The following is a 16,244-nucleotide window of genomic DNA, read 5'->3' on the forward strand; positions in this document are numbered from 1 at the left end:
TATGATTTGATTATCGAATGTTTCGACGTTCGAAATAAAAAGAAAAAGGAGTGACACAATGGTTGCCTTAAATACGACAGAAGTTATGGCACTAATTCCAAATCGTTATCCCATTCTTTATGTGGATTATGTCGACGAGATGGTGCCTGATGAAAGCTTAGTTGCGACAAAGAATGTAACAATTAATGAACCTTATTTTCAAGGTCATTTTCCAGGTAACCCAGTGGTTCCCGGTGTATACATTATTGAAGCAATGGCGCAAGCCGCTTCAATTTTGATTTTGTCTTCCCCTAAGTTTGTCGGTAAAACGGCCTACATGACTGGAGTTGATAAAGCGCGATTCAAGCGCATGATTACCCCAGGGGATGTGATGAAGATGCATGTCCAGTTTGGTAATTTACGTGAAAATATGGGAACCGTAAAAGTTCAGACATATGTTGATGATCAATTAGCAACAAAAGCTGAACTCATGTTTGTTGTCTCAAATGATGAGCAAGCAAATTAAAAGATGGAGAAATAGTGATGGTTGCGAGTGATGACACTTTTGAAGAAATTAACGATGCCCTTGTTGATGTTTTCAATAAGGTTGGCTGGATTGAAGAAGCTTCGTTGCATGAATCAATTTTTAAAGATATCTCTTTAAAAGAAATGCATATCATCGCGGCTATTTCAATGTATGATGAACCGAGTGCATCTGAGGTGGCAAAAGAAGTCCATCTGACACCCAGTTCAATGACGACAGCCATCGATAAGTTGGTTAAGAAGGGGTATGTTGAACGTCGCCGTTCTCAAACTGACCGCCGGATTGTGCGTTTGGGGTTAACGCATCGCGGACGCGTTGTCTACCGTGCGCATCAATCGTTTCATCGTCATTTAACGCATTATTTAGTTGATTCTTTAAATGTGTCGGATATGCAGGTAGTTGAAGATGCAATTTTACATCTCCAAGAATATTTGGATAATCTAAATCAATCTATTAAGTAAAGATGGTGTAATGGAAAAATTTTCGATTTTATCAACGGCATTAGCCGTACCAGCGAATCGCGTTACAAATAACGATCTATCACAAATGATGGATACGTCAGATGAATGGATTAAAAGTCGAACTGGAATTCGGCAACGTCACATTACGCAAGGACAAACGACAACAGACTTAGCCTATGCAGTCGCCCAAAAGTTACTAGATAAGGCGCATTTGGCAGCATCAGAGCTCGATTTTATTATCGTCGCAACAATGTCACCAGATGCGTTGGCCCCAACGGTTTCGACACAAGTCCAGGGATTATTGCGTGCAAACAATGCCTTTGGGATTGATATCAATGTTGCCTGTACGGGTTTTGTTAGTGCTTTAAGTTTAGCTGCAAAGCTAATTGAGACGCGCTATCAACATGGTCTAGTCATTGGTGCTGAGACGTTAAGTCGTTTAGTTGATTGGCATGATCGTTCTACTGCCGTTCTTTTTGGAGATGGGGCAGCAGGGGTCTTAGTTGGTAAGACTGACGCCGAAGTTGGCTTGATTGGTGAAGGATTTAAGTCATATGGTGATCAAGGAGCTGCGCTAACTGCGGGGCAATTAAATCAACATACGGTCTTTAATGCGACTAATGTGCCGACTGATCTATCCTTTCATATGGATGGACGCGCCGTTTATCAATTTGCGACTCGCCGTGTTCCAGAACTCATATTACGAGTCTTAGCGGAAAATGGCCTTAGTGTAGATGATGTAGATTTATTTATTTTGCATCAAGCCAATGCACGTATTATTCAGAGCATTGCGCACCATCTAGATCAGCCGCTGGATAAGTTTCCGATTAATGTAGAAGAATATGGGAATACCAGTGCAGCTAGTGTACCTATTCTACTAGCAGAGTTACAGGCTCAAGGTCAACTTCATCCTGGTCAAAAAATAATGTTGGCTGGATTCGGGGCAGGTTTAACAACTGGTACCACATTAATCCAAATTTAAGTTATAATTATTGTATGCATTTATGCAAAAAAATCTAAGTCGTTCAGCGACTAAAACACAAACCATAGGAGATTATTTATCATGACTAACGAAGAAATTTTTAACAAGGTACAAGCTATTTTGATGGACCAATTCGATTTGGACCAAGATGATGTTAAGTTGACTACAAACTTTGAGGACGATATCGAAGCTGATTCATTGGATTTGTTTGAAGTTTTGAACAATGTTGAAGAAGAATTCGATATCGAATTGGAAGTTGCTGAAGATATCAAGACAGTGCAAGACCTTGTAAACAAGATTCAAGCACAAATTGACGCAAAGTAAGAACGTAAATAAGGAGCTCACATGAACGTACAGTTAGATAACCCAATTTTTGAAAAGTTGGGGATGACCTATCCGATTATTCAAGGTGGTATGGCTTGGGCAGGGACTGGTCAATTAGCTGGTTCCGTTTCGGAAGCTGGTGGCCTTGGTATTATCGGGACTGGTTATTGGCACGCAGATCAAGTCCGAACGGAAATTCAACGTGCACGTGAAATTACGGATAAGCCTTTTGGTGTGAACGTGATGCTTATGTCACGTCATATTCGTGAAGTTTTTGATGTCATTATCGAAGAAGGTGTGAAGGTCGTCGCAACTGGTGCGGGTGATCCAGCACCTTTTCTTGATGAATTGCACGAACACGGTATCATTGTGATTCCCGTGGTACCTTCAGTTGGATTAGCCAAGATGATGGAGAAAAAGGGTGTTGACGCTGTTGTTGCTGAAGGTGCGGAGTCTGGGGGTCATATTGGCTCACTTTCAACGATGACTTTGGTGCCTCAGGTGGTTGACGCTGTTGATATTCCAGTCATTGCGGCTGGTGGAATCGCCGATGGTCGCGGTGCTGCTGCGGCAATTATGCTTGGGGCTAGTGGTATTCAGATGGGAACGCGTTTCTTAGCTTCTGATGAATCTGAAATTCACCAAAACTTTAAGGATGCTGTTGTTAAAGCACGTGATATTGGAACGGTCGTTACGGGTGAATTAATGGGTAATCGTGCCCGTGTGCTTAAAACACCGATGGCTAAGCAATACATTAAAAATGAACGTGTCGAAGTGACTAAGCCAAAGCCAGATGCTGATGCGATTGAGGAACTTGAGAACGGTTCATTAAAGCGAGCTGTAATCGATGGAGACAAGAGCACAGGGGCCTTCATGGCTGGTGAAGCAGCTGGAATGGTGAAGGATGTTAAGCCAGTTGCGGACATTTTGTCAGACACGTGGACGCAAGCATCTGAGTTATTGAATCAAACTTGGAGGACCAAGTAATGCGAATTGGTTTATTGCTAAGTGGGCAGGGCGCACAAAAAGCTGGTATGGGACGCGATCTCTACGAGCAAAATGCGGCTTATCGTGCTGTGGTTGATCAAGCCAGTGATTTAATTGGATACGATTTTCAACAGGAAATCCTGGAAAATGATGAGAAACTAGCTCAAACACAGTATGCCCAGATGGCGATTTACACGATGTCAATGGGAATTTATGCTGCATTAGATGACCAGATTAAAGAACAAGTTGTCGGTGCAGTGGGGTTGAGTTTGGGTGAATATACGGCATTAGCAATCGCTGGTGTCTTGACCTTTGAACAAGGCTTCAAAATTTTGCAGGATCGTGGTCGCTTTATGCAAGTTGCAAGTGATGCGACTGATAGTAAAATGTTAGTTATTTTAGATAATGATCAGGATCGTATTTTAAGTTTGATTCATCAAGCTCAGTTGGCTGGCGCTACGATTTATCCAGCTAACTTTAATACACCAAAGCAATTGGTCATTGCTGGTTTAGCTGAAGATATTGATCAATTCGCTGAAAACTTACAACAAGCAGATATTAAGGTTGTGCCGCTAGCTGTAAGTGGTGCTTTTCATACACCATTTATGGACAGTGCAGCAGCTGAATTGACACCACGGTTAGCCAATGAGGCGATGGCGCCAATGAACGTACCGGTTTACTCGAATACAACAGGTGCGATTTTTGATGACGTTAAAGCAATATTGACGACACAGATTGTCAGTCCAACACATTTTTCTGATGCACTTTTGGCCATGCAAGCGCAAGGGCTGGATGCAACATTAGAATTAGGCCCAGATAAAACTTTGACGAAGTTTGCCAAGCAAATTTTAGATAAGCATGTGGACCGCTACACAATTAATGATTTAGCATCATTCCAAACGGTTACAGATGAAATTGTAGGTGAGGAAAAATAATGGATTTAAAGAATAAAAATGTTTTAGTGACAGGTTCAACGCGTGGTATTGGTTTAGCAATTGCCAAACGATTCAGTCAACTAGGTGCGAACGTGATTTTACATGGGCGCTCACAACCTAGTGAAACTGTGTTAGCGGATTTTCCTGAGGGAACACCCGTAATTTTAGGAGACATTGCTGACGCGGATACGATTCAACCTGTTATTCAAGCACTCATTGAAGAAGTTGGTCAAATTGATGTGCTCGTTAACAATGCTGGGATTGTGAAGGATACACTTGCTATTCGGATGTCTTCAGCGGATTTTGCTCAGGTAGTTGATACCAATTTAACGGGAACGTTCAATGTTACGCAACCTGTTTTTAAGCACATGCTAAAAAAGCGTACGGGGGCAATTATTAACCTATCTTCCATTGTTGGCTTACATGGAAACATGGGACAAGCAAATTATGCTGCCTCTAAGGCTGGACTTATTGGTTTAACGAAGTCATTGGCTAAGGAGGGCGCTTCACGTGGTATTCGTGTGAACGCAATTGCTCCAGGGATGATTGATTCAGATATGACGAGTCAATTAAGCGAAAAGGTTCAAGCGAACATTAAAGATGCGATTCCGTTGAAACGTCTGGGTAATGCTGATGAAATTGCACAAACGGCACAATTTTTGATCGAAAACGACTATGTTACAGGTGAAACAATCACTGTTGATGGTGGTTTATCACTTTAGTCTGAAACAATTGAGGTATAGAAAATGACAAGAGTTGTAATAACTGGATTAGGTGCAATCACACCGATTGGGAATACAGCTGAAACGTACTTGGATAATTTGATGGATGGGCAAGTCGGAATCGGAGAGATTACGAAGTTTGATGCCTCAGATACTGGTATTTCAGTTGCTGGACAAGTCAAAGATTTTGATCCAGCTGAACGTATTGGTAAGCGCGAAGCCCGTAAAATGGATTTGTTTTCACAATATGGTGTTCATGCTGCTGGTGAAGCACTTGAACAGGCTGGTATCAATGAAGAAAATACTGATCCCAATAAGATGGGGGTCATTTTAGGTAACGGAATTGGTGGTTTGATTACCATTCAAGAACAAGTTATTAAAATGCATGATAAGGGACCACGTCGTGTTAGCCCAATGTTCGTGCCAATGGCTATTCCAAACATGTTGTCTGGAAATGTGTCGATGCGGTACGGTGCAAAGAACGTAAATTACGTGCTTTCAACTGCCTGTGCCTCTGCAACCAATGCGATTGGTGAGTCTTACTTGCGCATTAAACATGGTATGGCTGACGTTATGATTACGGGTGGCTCTGAAGCGACCGTTGAAAAGATGGGGATTTCAGGTTTCGCAGCACTAACAGCACTGTCAACAACCAAGGATCCGATGCATGCCTCATTGCCTTTTGATGAAGACCGTAATGGTTTCGTTATGGGTGAAGGTTCTGGAATTTTGATTTTGGAATCATTAGAACATGCCCAAGCCCGGGGTGCTAAAATCTTGGGTGAAGTAGTTGGTTATGGTGCAAATTCAGATGCTTACCATTTGACTGCGCCAACGCCTGATGGATCAGGGCCTGCTGGATCAATGAAGCTAGCCTTGGCCGATGCTGATGTGACCCCTGAACAAATCGATTACTTGAACGCACATGGAACTGCTACGCCAACGAACGATTCGGCTGAAGCAAATGCGATTACAAGTGTCTTTGGTGAAAAAGGTGTCGATGTATCTTCAACTAAGGGGATGACAGGACACTTGTTAGGTGCTGCAGGTGCGGTTGAAGCAATTGCTGCCGTTGGTGCGTTACTTCGTGATGAGATGCCTGCCAATATCGGTATGACCCACCAAGGTGAAGATACAGCGAGCGTAAAGTTAGTTAAGCAAGGTGAACAAAAGAAGCCAGTGCATTACACGATGTCTGCAAATTACGGTTTCGGTGGTCACAATGCTGCGCTAGTCTTTAAAGAGTGGGGTGAATAGTTTTGGAATTAACATTAGATGAACTAAAGGACTTAATTCAAACGCTTGATGCAAGTTCATTACGTGAATTTTCAGTTAATGAAGGGGAATATACACTTCATTTAAGTAAAAATGAGGCACCAACGGTCGTTACGCAAACGCAAACGCCGGCGGGACCAGCTCCAGTCGCAGCTCCAGAATCAGCACCTGTAACGGATGCGCCTGTTGTGGAACCCACTGGAACATATATTACTGCGCCGTTGGTTGGAACAGTTTACCTACGTCCAAATCCTGATGCAGAACCATTTGTGCAAGTCGGAGGCCATGTTAATGCGGGTGATCAAGTTGCTTTAATTGAAGCGATGAAATTGATGACACCGATTAAAAGTGACGTGAGCGGAACGATTAAACAAGTGTTAGTTGCAGATGAAGATATGGTTGATTATGAAATGAACCTATTTGAAATTATACCCGACTAAATAGTAGGGAGGGGGCAGTATCATGGAATTAAATACACAAGAAATTCAAGAAATCTTACCACATCGTTATCCAATGTTACTTGTTGATCGTGTTGAGGAAATTACACCTGGTCAGTCAGCAACTGGTATCAAAAATGTAACGATGAACGAGGAAGTTTTCCAAGGGCATTTCCCTGGAAATCCAACTTTTCCTGGGGTCATGATGATTGAAGCTTTGGCCCAAACTGGTGCAATTGCGATTTTGACATTACCCGAGTTCAAGGGGAAAACAGTTTACTTGGCAAGCATCCCCAAGGCACGTTTCCGTAAGAAGGTTGAGCCAGGTGACCAAATTAAATTAACGGTCGAATTGGAAAAGTTCCGTGGCAATGTTGGAATGGGTAAAGGCACAGCTTATGTAAATGGTAAGCGCGTCACAACCGCTGAACTAACATTTGCGATTGGAGACTAAGTATGTTTAAAAAAGTTCTAGTTGCTAATCGTGGTGAAATTGCGGTTAGAATTATCCGTACATTGCGTGAAATGGGCATTCAATCTGTTGCAGTTTATTCAACTGCAGATAAAGATAGTTTGCACGTGCAATTAGCTGATGAAGCGGTCGCCATTGGTGGACCACGGGCGCAAGATAGTTATTTAGATATGAATAATATTTTGAGTGCGGCCTTGTTAACAGGCGCAGAAGCCATTCATCCAGGGTATGGTTTTCTTTCTGAAAATGATATGTTTGCTGAAATGGTGACAGCGGTTGGCATCAAATGGATTGGTCCAAGCTCTGAGGTTATCGCTTTGATGGGAAACAAAGCCCAGGCGCGTGAAGCGATGCGTAAGGCCGATGTTCCTGTAATTCCAGGTTCAGAAGGTTTTGTACGTGATATCGAAGCGGTGGAGTCAGTTGCTAATAAAATTGGGTACCCCATTCTGCTTAAAGCCGCCGCTGGTGGTGGTGGTAAAGGAATGCGCTTTGTTTACCACCAAGACGAATTGGCGAGTCAGTTTGCTGATGCACAACATGAAGCACAGGCTGCTTTTGGTGATGATCATCTTTATGTTGAAAAGGTGATGACAAATGTGCGCCATATTGAAATGCAGATTCTACGGGATCAGCAAGGTAATATGGTTTATTTACCTGAGCGTAATTGTTCTTTGCAGCGTAAAAATCAGAAGTTGATTGAAGAAACGCCTGCAGTAGGTGTTTCTGAACAACAACGTGCTGAATTAGGTGCAATTTCAAAGCGTGCGGTTGATGCGATTGGCTATGAGAATACTGGAACGATTGAGTTCTTACAAGATGAATCGGGTCATTTCTATTTTATGGAAATGAATACGCGAATCCAAGTAGAACATCCAGTAACTGAAATGTTGGTAAATATTGATTTAGTACGCATGCAGATTTTAATTGCCGCGGGTGAATCTTTGCAAATTAAGCAGTCTGATTTACGGATGCAAGGTCATGTGATTGAGGCGCGTTTAAACGCTGAAGTTCCTGAAACTGGCTTTTTGCCAAGTACAGGCACGATTGATCACCTTTTCTGGCCTAACGGTGGTTTGGGTAGTCGTATTGATACAGGTATTTATGAACATGACCAAATTAAGCCATACTATGATGCCATGATTGGTAAAGTGATTGCCCAAGATGACAATCGCACTTTGGCCATTCAAAAATTACGTCGGTTATTAGCAGAAACGCAAATTGATGGTGTTCAAACAAACCGAGGTTTCCAACTCGATTTGTTACATGATGCTAACTTTGTTGCGGGCGATTTTAATACGACTTATATTGAAGATGTCTTTTTGCCAAATTGGCAAAAGCAGCTTGAGGAGGGTGACGATGGGAGCAGCACATCAATTTAAAAATGAACCTTCAGATGCAGCTAAAAGAGTACCAGACGGTCTTTTTGTTGATTGCCCATATTGCCACACGCATTTCTATGAGAAGCAACTTGGAAAATATAAAGTGTGTCCAAATTGTGGCTATGGATTCCGTCTAACCGCACATGAGCGTGTTGCACAAGTCTTAGATGATCATTCTTTCGTTGAAACGAATGCAGAACTTTCGTTACAAAATCCTGATTTTCCGGGATATGCAGATAAACTGCATAGAGCACAGCGCACAACCAAGTTGCGAGATGCGGTAATGACAGGAACTGGTACGGTTAAAGGACAAGCAGTCGCAGTAGGCATTATGGATAGTCATTTTGTAATGGGATCACTTGGAACAATTGTCGGTGAAAAGATTACGCGTTTATTTGAATTAGCTTTACAAGAAAAGTTACCCGTTATTTTATTTACCGCTTCAGGTGGTGCCAGAATGCAAGAAGGAATACAATCGCTTATGCAAATGGCTAAAATTTCAGGGGTGCTTGCACGTTTTCAACAAGCGGGTCTCTTCTATTTGGTGGTCTTAACCGATCCAACCACGGGTGGTGTTACGGCATCGTTCGCGATGGACGGAGATGTGACATTAGCTGAGCCGCATGCGTTAATTGGTTTTGCGGGACGTCGTGTCATTGAGCAGACCTTACATGAAAAATTACCTGATGATTTTCAACGAGCTGAGTCATTGAAGCAGCAAGGCTTTGTGGATGAAATTGTAACACGAGAGAATTTAGCAGACACAATTGCTAAGTTGGTTCGATTACATCGCAGAAATGAGGCATAACATGAGTTTGTTTAAACACGATTTGGATCCGGCTGAAGTCGTTGCTAAGTCACGTGAGGACCGCTATTCCGCAAATTATATTATTCAATCATTATTTTCGGACTTTTTTGAGATGCATGGAGATCGCCTACAAGGTGATGATCCAAGTATCGTCAGTGGAGTAGCGATGTTGAACGAGCAACCGGTCACAGTTATTGCCATTGATAAAGGCTTAACGTTAGATGAAAAGATTGCCAAGCGTAACGGTTCGCCGACGCCAAGTGGTTACCGTAAAGCGCAACGTATGATGCAACATGCTGAGAAATTTCGCCAACCTATTATTACTTTTATTAATACGCCTGGTGCATATCCTGGTAAAGAAGCTGAGGAAAATGGGCAAGGTGAAGCGATTGCACAATCGATTCTGATGAGTATGAAGATTACTGTTCCAATTATCGCCATTATTTATGGTGAAGGAGGATCAGGCGGTGCGTTGGCTTTGGCGACGGCTGATGAGGTGTGGATGTTCGAGAATGCCACATACTCTGTGCTTTCTCCAGAAGGGTTTGCCTCAATCCTATGGAAAGATGGTAAACGATCGGATGAGGCGGCACGGCTTATGGGCTTAACAGCGGCTGAATTAGCTGATGAAGGCGTTATTGATTATGTTATTCCTGAAGGATGGACAAAGCGTCGATTAATGCGTTTGGTTCAGGTTCGACTTGAACGTTCAATCGAACGATTGATGAAACTAGACCCAAATGAGTTAGTTTCTAGACGCCAACAACGTTTTCGAAAGTTTTAAAAACTAAAAAGAGTTAGAACACCTCCATTTGGAGGTATTCTAACTCTCTTTTTAATCAATAATTTGTAAGTCTTTTGTTGTATGCGTAAATGAGTCAGCACCAGCTTCGGTTAGAACGACTGAATCCTCAATACGAATACCCAGGTCTCCTGGAATATAAATACCTGGCTCAATTGAGAAAGCCATTCCAGGCTCTAGAACAAGGTCATTGTTGGGAGCAACTTGAATCGACTCGTGCACTGAACTACCTAGTCCATGACCGAGGCGGTGAACAAAGTACTCACCATAACCAGCCTTGGTGATAACATCACGTGCAATTTGATCTAATTCACCGGTCGTCATTCCGGGTTTAACGGCATCCTGAGCCGTTAACTGCGCTTCAAGGACGACATTGTATACATCGCGTTGATGATCAGTCACGGACTGATAAGCGACCGTACGCGTGCTATCAGAGACATAGCCGTCGTAGACTGTTCCTAAATCAAATAAGGCGAGTTCTCCAGGTTGTAGCTTCGTTTGACCGGTAGAACCATGTGGATTAGCCGCGTGAGCGCCAAATTGAACGAGCGTTTCAAATGACATAGCAGGCACACCACGTGCTTTGATATGATATTCTAATTCAGCCATGACTTCCAGTTCAGTTTTACCGGTTGCTAAAGCATCAAAACCAAATTGAAAGGCGCGGTCGGCATCAGCTCCAGCTTGATGCATTTTTTTAATTTCAGCAGGTGTTTTAATTAAACGCATGCGCTCAATTAGAGGCGTTAAATCATCCTTGAACTTCACATTGGGGACGACACGTTGAATTTGTTGGGCACGTTCAAGCGTTAGGGTACCTTTTTCGACAGCCCAATTTTCAAAATGAGTGGTTTCATCTTTAATATGACCAGCAATCATGGCGAAAGCATCTTCTGAGTCTTGGTAACCATAAACCGGGTAGGGCCAACCAGTTGCTTTAACCGTTTCAACTTCAAGGGCTGGAGCGAAAATAAAGGGATCGTTTTGTGGGAATAGCACGAGGGCTAAAATACGTTCAATCGGATCAGATTCGAATCCAGTTAAGTACGAAATTGAGTGGAAATCTGAAATATAAGCGACATCAAGTTGTTGTACATTGAGCCAGTTTTGCAGTTCCTTAATATTTTGATACATAGATGAAAACTCCTTTTTTATTTGATGACTCTTATTGTACACGTTTTCAGAAACCTTGTGTTATTTTCAAGATAATTATGCTAAAATAACTTTTTACGAAATGAAAAAATTATGAAAACATGCTATGATAATAGTGGTAACGTTTACAATGAAAAAGAAGAGGAGTGAGGCGCATGGATAAACCAACAATCACCATTTATGATGTCGCCCGTGAAGCCGGGGTGTCAATGGCTACTGTTTCGCGTGTTGTGAATGGAAACGCCAATGTTAAACCTGCAACTAAAGAAAAAGTTGAGAAAGTCATTGCTGACTTAGGTTATCGACCTAATGCAGTTGCTCGTGGGCTAGCCTCACGTAAAACGACTACGGTGGGATTGATCATCCCCGATTTAACGGATCAGTATTTTGCTGAACTGGCACGTGGAATTGAAGACGTGGCAAATATGTATAATTACCAAATTATTTTATCAAGCTCTAACGGGAGTGAGATTAAAAATGATCTCATTGATAACCTCCTAGGCAAGCAAGTAGACGGTATTATTTTCATGGGAAACCAAGTCTCATCTGAAATTGAAGAACGTTTATTGTCGATTGACTTGCCCGTCGTGTTAACTGGGGCACTTGATACACAAAAGAAATTACCTAGTGTCAATATTGACTATTTCAATGCCTTTCGTGATGCAACACTGCATTTAATTGAAAATGACCATCGTCGCATTGCGTTTATTTCGGGTCCATTATCGAAATATACAAAACAGGATTACAAATTCCAAGGCTATGAAGATGCTATTGCGCAACACGGTATCAACCACGACGATAAACTGATTTTCCAAGCCGGATATACGTATGAAGCAGGTTATCAATTAGCCCAAGCTGTTAAAACGTCTGGCGCTACTGCAGCGGTTATCACGACAGATGAAATGGCTGCTGGTGTGTTGAATGGGTTGACTGATTTAGGGTTGCACTTACCTCAAGATTTTGAATTAATTGCTAGTAATAATTCGCAGTTAACGCGTATGACGCGACCAGCAATGTCATCAATCACACAACCTATCTATGATATGGGTGCCATTTCAATGCGTATGTTAACAAAGTTAATGGGGCATGAGGAGTTAGACGATACGCAAATCGAATTGATGCATGGTTTTACAACACGTGACTCAACAGCAAAATAAAAACACCATTTCAATTGAAATGGTGTTTTTTTAAGGAGACAACGGGATTTGAACCCGTGCGCCGGCTCTACACCGGTTCGGCGGATTTCGAGTCCGCTGCATTACCACTCTGCCATATCTCCATGTACAAACAACAATTATAGCGATAATTGCCTATAAATTCAAGAAAACCACCAATAAGAATATTGGTGGTTTTCGATGATAGCCCATCAGGGAGTTGAACCCTGGATGCCGGTGTGAAAAACCGGAGTCTTAACCGCTTGACCAATGGGCCAGAAAATAAAATGAAACAATAGCTCATCAGGGAGTTGAACCCTGGATGCCGGTGTGAAAAACCGGAGTCTTAACCGCTTGACCAATGAGCCAAAAAATAAAAGATGAAGCAATAGCCCATCAGGGAGTTGAACCCTGGATGCCGGTGTGAAAAACCGGAGTCTTAACCGCTTGACCAATGGGCCGAAAAAATAAAAATGAAACAATAGCTCATCAGGGAGTTGAACCCTGGATGCCGGTGTGAAAAACCGGAGTCTTAACCGCTTGACCAATGAGCCAAAAAAATAAAAATGAAGCAATAGCCCATCAGGGAGTTGAACCCTGGATGCCGGTGTGAAAAACCGGAGTCTTAACCGCTTGACCAATGGGCCGAAAATAAATCACGTATTAACAACAAGAGATAATATACCAGAATATGAAAGGTCATGCAACAAAAAAATTACGAATTCGGAAATTTTTTTTATGACTTGTCAATGTATCTTCATATACTATAAAATAATCACATTCTTTACAAAAAATGGGGAGAGAGATGTGGACAAGTTAAGATGGGTTTTAGATCGACATGAACAGGATATCGTGCGCTTAAATGATTATTTATTATCAAGATTGGATGATGTTGTTCCGGTAACAACCGTGATGCATGATTTGGACTGGTCACGATATCGTGTTTTGTCAACGTTAGAAACACTCGTACGTGATCTTGAAACGCAACAAACGGGGGGGCGTGATGATGACAAGTACGATATGCAGGGGAAAGTAATTAAAATTAACCATAGTGTACAAATTAACACCTTGGCTTTAGAGTACCAGTATCGAAAGCGCTCAATAGCATGGGTGCTTTTATTGGAAATGTTAACCGAACAGGTCGATTCGTATGAAAATTTTGCAGACCGGCACAATATTTCGGTCGCTGCAGTGCGATCTGCTAAACAAAAAATACAAGAAGCATTTTTGAATCAAGATATTGAAGTAAGCAAGAATAACCGAATCGTTGGTAATGAAGTTGTTGTCCGAGCCTTTTTTATGCAATTAATGCGGTATTATCATGCACAAATCGAAACGACAATCATTCAATCAACACCACAAGATCATTTGGTAACAGATCAGCTCGTGGATAAATTATTGGATATTTATGGCTTAACCCAGGATATGACGAATGAGCGAGTCATTTCCCTTCAAGTCTTGATTTGGTTGATTCGAGTTCAGAATGGTCATTATTTACATGATCAAGATTTACCACATATTTTGGTTGATGCAGCCGACTGGCCTGAGGCCTATCAACAATTAAATGCGCATTTAATTGATATGATGCGGGAATTTGTCGATTTACCAGAGCATGTCTTAAGAATTGAAGCACAATTTGCAATTTTAACGATGTTTACGAGCGGGTTAGTGACTGATGTTCCTGAAGAAATGTTACGAAGTGAAGTTCAGACACGTCTAAAACGATTGACATTAACGTTGCGTAATAACTACGAAACCGCTTTTCAAAGTCAACTTCCGTCAGCGGTTGAAGCGCAATTACTACAGGCTACATTAAGCAGCAATTTACGGACATTATACTTCTTAAAAGATTTGGTGCAGAGCTCAGTGGACATTGGTGTATTAGAGCGTAATTTTCCAATTCATGCGAAGTTTACGAGCGATTTACTCGTAACATTAGCTGATGTTTGGCAAATTGAAGATGTTCCGAAGTTTAGACGGGTCATGTTTGAGGACTATTTCAATGCAATTATTGTTCATTTGACACCAGCCATGATTTTGCCACCTATTCGCGTGGCGATTGGTTTTGTCTACCATCCGGGAATGGATGAGCTAATCCGGCAGCAGCTTGCTAATCGGCGTAATATTAATTTTGAGTTTGTTTCAGTGGGGGAACCGGCAGACTTTTATATTTCAGATATTGCCATTGAGAGTGAGTATACGGTTCCAGGATACATTTGGAATGTATTTCCAGATAATCATACAATTGATCATTTTGTGCAAGATGCGATGCAATTATCAATTAAGTACTATCAAAATCGGAAAAGATAGGCTATTTAATCAATCTCGATATGATTCTGCGTATTTTTTTACGAATTAAAAAAATTCAGCATGGCGGAATGTTTGAATATTGTTTATTCTAATAACATAGTCTTGAGGGCTTGCAAGAGGGGGCTACGGATATCGTAGTTTTGCAAATGAATCAAGAGGAACACTTTTTCAAAGGTGTCAGCAGTATAACCTTGGGGGGTTAAATAAAAGGAGTCAGCTTGCTGACTCCTTTTATTTTGCGTTAAAACAACCGAATTTACGTAGATAGTGGTAAAATAGACTTCTAAAATAGATAAAAAGGATTGTGGAGCCATGTTAGTGGGTAAAAAAATAGTGTTAGTCGTCACGGGCGGCATTGCTGCATATAAAGCTGTGACTTTGGTGCGATTACTTGTGAAAGCCCAAGCTGATGTTCGGGTTGTCATGACGAAGTCCGCTTGTGAATTTGTAACACCTAAAACATTTAGTGTTTTGACAACACATCCAGTGTTAACTGATTTGTTCACTGAAACAACCGACCCAGCCATTGCCCACATTGAGCTTGCGGATTGGGCGGATTATATGGTTGTCGCACCAGCCAGTGCCAATTTTATCGCTAAGATGGCGCTTGGTGTTGCAGATGACGCAGCATCAAGTGTGGTGATTGCTCGCCATACTGGGATTGCTGTGGCTCCAGCCATGAATTCGAATATGTACCAAAATGCGGCAGTGCAACGTAATCTTGCACAGTTACAAAGCGATGGTGTTTCGATCATGGCCCCTGAGCAGGGGATGTTGGCAGAAGGCTATGCGGGAGTTGGTCGTTTAGCTGAACCAGAAACGTTGTGCGCTCAAATCAATGTATTAGCAAATGCTGATGAACAGACGTTATCCGGAAAACATGTCGTTGTGACAGCTGGCGGTACGCAAGAACCGATTGATCCAGTTCGTTATATCGCTAATCATTCATCAGGTAAGATGGGATATGCGTTCGCACAGGCAGCTGTTGAACAAGGCGCGCAAGTGACCTTGATTACTACCGTTGATTTAACGCCCCCACCATTTACGACCGTTGTACACGTTAAAACTGCGCAAGAAATGCAAAATGCGTTGCAGTGCTATTATGAAGCGGCTGACCTAGTGATTATGGCTGCTGCAGTGGCAGATTATCGCATTGCCGAGCCAGCTACGCAAAAAATGAAAAAGCAACAAGACTCAACAGCGTTGCATTTAAAGTTAGTTGAAAATCCTGATATTCTGGCCGAGTTGGGTGCACAAAAAACGCATCAATACTTAGTCGGCTTTGCGGCGGAAACACAACAGTTATTACAGCATGCACAAGTTAAACTTGAAAAGAAACAGGCTGATTTGCTAATCGCAAATGATGTATCACAAACTGATATTGGGTTCGGTTCAGCAGATAACGCTGTTACATTATTGTTCAAAAATGAAGCGCCTGTTGCCTTACCAAAGATGCGTAAAATTGAGGTGGCACGTCAGGTCTTACAAATGATTCAATTAAGAATGGAGGAAGCATAA

17 protein-coding genes and 6 tRNA genes are annotated in these 16,244 nt (G+C 42.0%); 16 read left to right on the forward strand and 7 right to left on the reverse strand.

From position 1 onward, the window contains the following. Positions 1 to 58 precede the first annotated feature (58 nt). The 13 genes from fabZ (IE337_RS03080) (at position 59) to accA (ending at position 10,092) form a co-directional block, all read left to right on the forward strand. Positions 59 to 505 (forward strand): 3-hydroxyacyl-ACP dehydratase FabZ, encoded by a 447-nt coding sequence (gene fabZ / locus IE337_RS03080; RefSeq protein WP_057746257.1) that lies wholly within the window; start codon positions 59 to 61, stop codon positions 503 to 505. Positions 506 to 522: 17 nt separating this feature from the next. After that, a complete protein-coding gene (locus tag IE337_RS03085) occupies positions 523 to 984 on the forward strand; it encodes a MarR family winged helix-turn-helix transcriptional regulator (RefSeq protein WP_057746260.1) in 462 nt (153 codons plus the stop codon). Positions 985 to 994: 10 nt separating this feature from the next. Beyond that, on the forward strand, positions 995 to 1,966 hold the full coding sequence (locus IE337_RS03090; RefSeq protein ID WP_191136741.1) for a beta-ketoacyl-ACP synthase III: 972 nt from the start codon (positions 995 to 997) through the stop codon (positions 1,964 to 1,966). An 81-nt stretch (positions 1,967 to 2,047) separates the two neighbouring features. Continuing rightward, on the forward strand, positions 2,048 to 2,290 hold the full coding sequence (locus IE337_RS03095) for an acyl carrier protein (RefSeq protein ID WP_072152721.1): 243 nt from the start codon (positions 2,048 to 2,050) through the stop codon (positions 2,288 to 2,290). 21 nt (positions 2,291 to 2,311) lie between these two features. Then, positions 2,312 to 3,277, forward strand: coding sequence for a DUF561 domain-containing protein (locus IE337_RS03100; protein ID WP_057746268.1), 966 nt, complete (start codon positions 2,312 to 2,314; stop codon positions 3,275 to 3,277). Then, positions 3,277 to 4,212 carry an ACP S-malonyltransferase gene (locus IE337_RS03105; RefSeq protein ID WP_191136742.1) on the forward strand — a complete coding sequence of 312 codons (936 nt, stop codon included), beginning with the start codon at positions 3,277 to 3,279 and terminating at the stop codon, positions 4,210 to 4,212. Before IE337_RS03100 ends, IE337_RS03105 begins: the two co-directional genes overlap by 1 nt. Continuing rightward, complete coding sequence (gene fabG / locus IE337_RS03110; protein WP_057746274.1) at positions 4,212 to 4,934, forward strand: 3-oxoacyl-[acyl-carrier-protein] reductase; 723 nt, start codon at positions 4,212 to 4,214, stop codon at positions 4,932 to 4,934. Before IE337_RS03105 ends, fabG begins: the two co-directional genes overlap by 1 nt. A 24-nt stretch (positions 4,935 to 4,958) precedes the next feature. Further along, positions 4,959 to 6,191: a beta-ketoacyl-ACP synthase II gene (gene fabF, locus IE337_RS03115; RefSeq protein ID WP_072152722.1), complete on the forward strand. Its 1,233-nt coding sequence runs from the start codon at positions 4,959 to 4,961 to the stop codon at positions 6,189 to 6,191. A gap of 2 nt (positions 6,192 to 6,193) precedes the next feature. Beyond that, positions 6,194 to 6,649 (forward strand): acetyl-CoA carboxylase biotin carboxyl carrier protein, encoded by a 456-nt coding sequence (gene accB / locus IE337_RS03120; protein WP_191136743.1) that lies wholly within the window; start codon positions 6,194 to 6,196, stop codon positions 6,647 to 6,649. A 19-nt stretch (positions 6,650 to 6,668) separates the two neighbouring features. Then, positions 6,669 to 7,100 (forward strand): 3-hydroxyacyl-ACP dehydratase FabZ, encoded by a 432-nt coding sequence (gene fabZ, locus IE337_RS03125; protein WP_112468440.1) that lies wholly within the window; start codon positions 6,669 to 6,671, stop codon positions 7,098 to 7,100. A gap of 2 nt (positions 7,101 to 7,102) precedes the next feature. Further along, positions 7,103 to 8,500, forward strand: coding sequence for an acetyl-CoA carboxylase biotin carboxylase subunit (locus tag IE337_RS03130; protein WP_191136744.1), 1,398 nt, complete (start codon positions 7,103 to 7,105; stop codon positions 8,498 to 8,500). After that, positions 8,478 to 9,308: an acetyl-CoA carboxylase, carboxyltransferase subunit beta gene (gene accD / locus IE337_RS03135; RefSeq protein WP_191136745.1), complete on the forward strand. Its 831-nt coding sequence runs from the start codon at positions 8,478 to 8,480 to the stop codon at positions 9,306 to 9,308. Before IE337_RS03130 ends, accD begins: the two co-directional genes overlap by 23 nt. 1 nt (position 9,309) lies before the next feature. Then, entirely contained in the window at positions 9,310 to 10,092 is a 783-nt protein-coding gene (accA, locus tag IE337_RS03140; protein WP_082626019.1) for a carboxyltransferase subunit alpha, read from the forward strand. A gap of 51 nt (positions 10,093 to 10,143) precedes the next feature. Here accA and IE337_RS03145 read toward each other — a convergent pair whose 3' ends face one another. After that, a complete protein-coding gene (locus IE337_RS03145; RefSeq protein ID WP_191136746.1) occupies positions 10,144 to 11,244 on the reverse strand; it encodes a M24 family metallopeptidase in 1,101 nt (366 codons plus the stop codon). 173 nt (positions 11,245 to 11,417) lie between these two features. Here IE337_RS03145 and ccpA point away from each other — a divergent pair, with 173 nt between their 5' ends. Further along, on the forward strand, positions 11,418 to 12,419 hold the full coding sequence (ccpA, locus tag IE337_RS03150) for a catabolite control protein A (RefSeq protein ID WP_191136747.1): 1,002 nt from the start codon (positions 11,418 to 11,420) through the stop codon (positions 12,417 to 12,419). A gap of 33 nt (positions 12,420 to 12,452) precedes the next feature. Here the strand turns inward: ccpA and IE337_RS03155 are convergent. From IE337_RS03155 to IE337_RS03180, 6 genes are all read right to left on the reverse strand, one after another. Further along, positions 12,453 to 12,541 (reverse strand) — tRNA-Ser (locus tag IE337_RS03155). 80 nt (positions 12,542 to 12,621) lie between these two features. Further along, positions 12,622 to 12,693, reverse strand: a tRNA-Glu gene (locus tag IE337_RS03160). Positions 12,694 to 12,712: 19 nt separating this feature from the next. Beyond that, positions 12,713 to 12,784: transfer RNA gene (locus IE337_RS03165), tRNA-Glu, on the reverse strand. A 21-nt stretch (positions 12,785 to 12,805) separates the two neighbouring features. After that, positions 12,806 to 12,877, reverse strand: a tRNA-Glu gene (locus tag IE337_RS03170). Positions 12,878 to 12,898: 21 nt separating this feature from the next. Further along, a tRNA-Glu gene (locus IE337_RS03175) sits at positions 12,899 to 12,970 on the reverse strand. A gap of 21 nt (positions 12,971 to 12,991) precedes the next feature. Further along, positions 12,992 to 13,063, reverse strand: a tRNA-Glu gene (locus IE337_RS03180). 160 nt (positions 13,064 to 13,223) lie between these two features. Here IE337_RS03180 and IE337_RS03185 point away from each other — a divergent pair. Together IE337_RS03185 and coaBC are read left to right on the forward strand one after the other, a co-directional pair. Further along, the gene (locus tag IE337_RS03185; protein WP_191136748.1) at positions 13,224 to 14,726 is read left to right on the forward strand and encodes a helix-turn-helix domain-containing protein; all 1,503 of its coding nucleotides are present in this window, start codon (positions 13,224 to 13,226) and stop codon (positions 14,724 to 14,726) included. Between the two features lie 312 nt (positions 14,727 to 15,038). Continuing rightward, on the forward strand, positions 15,039 to 16,244 hold the full coding sequence (gene coaBC / locus IE337_RS03190) for a bifunctional phosphopantothenoylcysteine decarboxylase/phosphopantothenate--cysteine ligase CoaBC (RefSeq protein ID WP_191136749.1): 1,206 nt from the start codon (positions 15,039 to 15,041) through the stop codon (positions 16,242 to 16,244).

The sequence above is a fragment of the Weissella viridescens genome (genome assembly GCF_014789145.1).
In the GTDB taxonomy this organism is placed as follows: domain Bacteria; phylum Bacillota; class Bacilli; order Lactobacillales; family Lactobacillaceae; genus Weissella; species Weissella viridescens.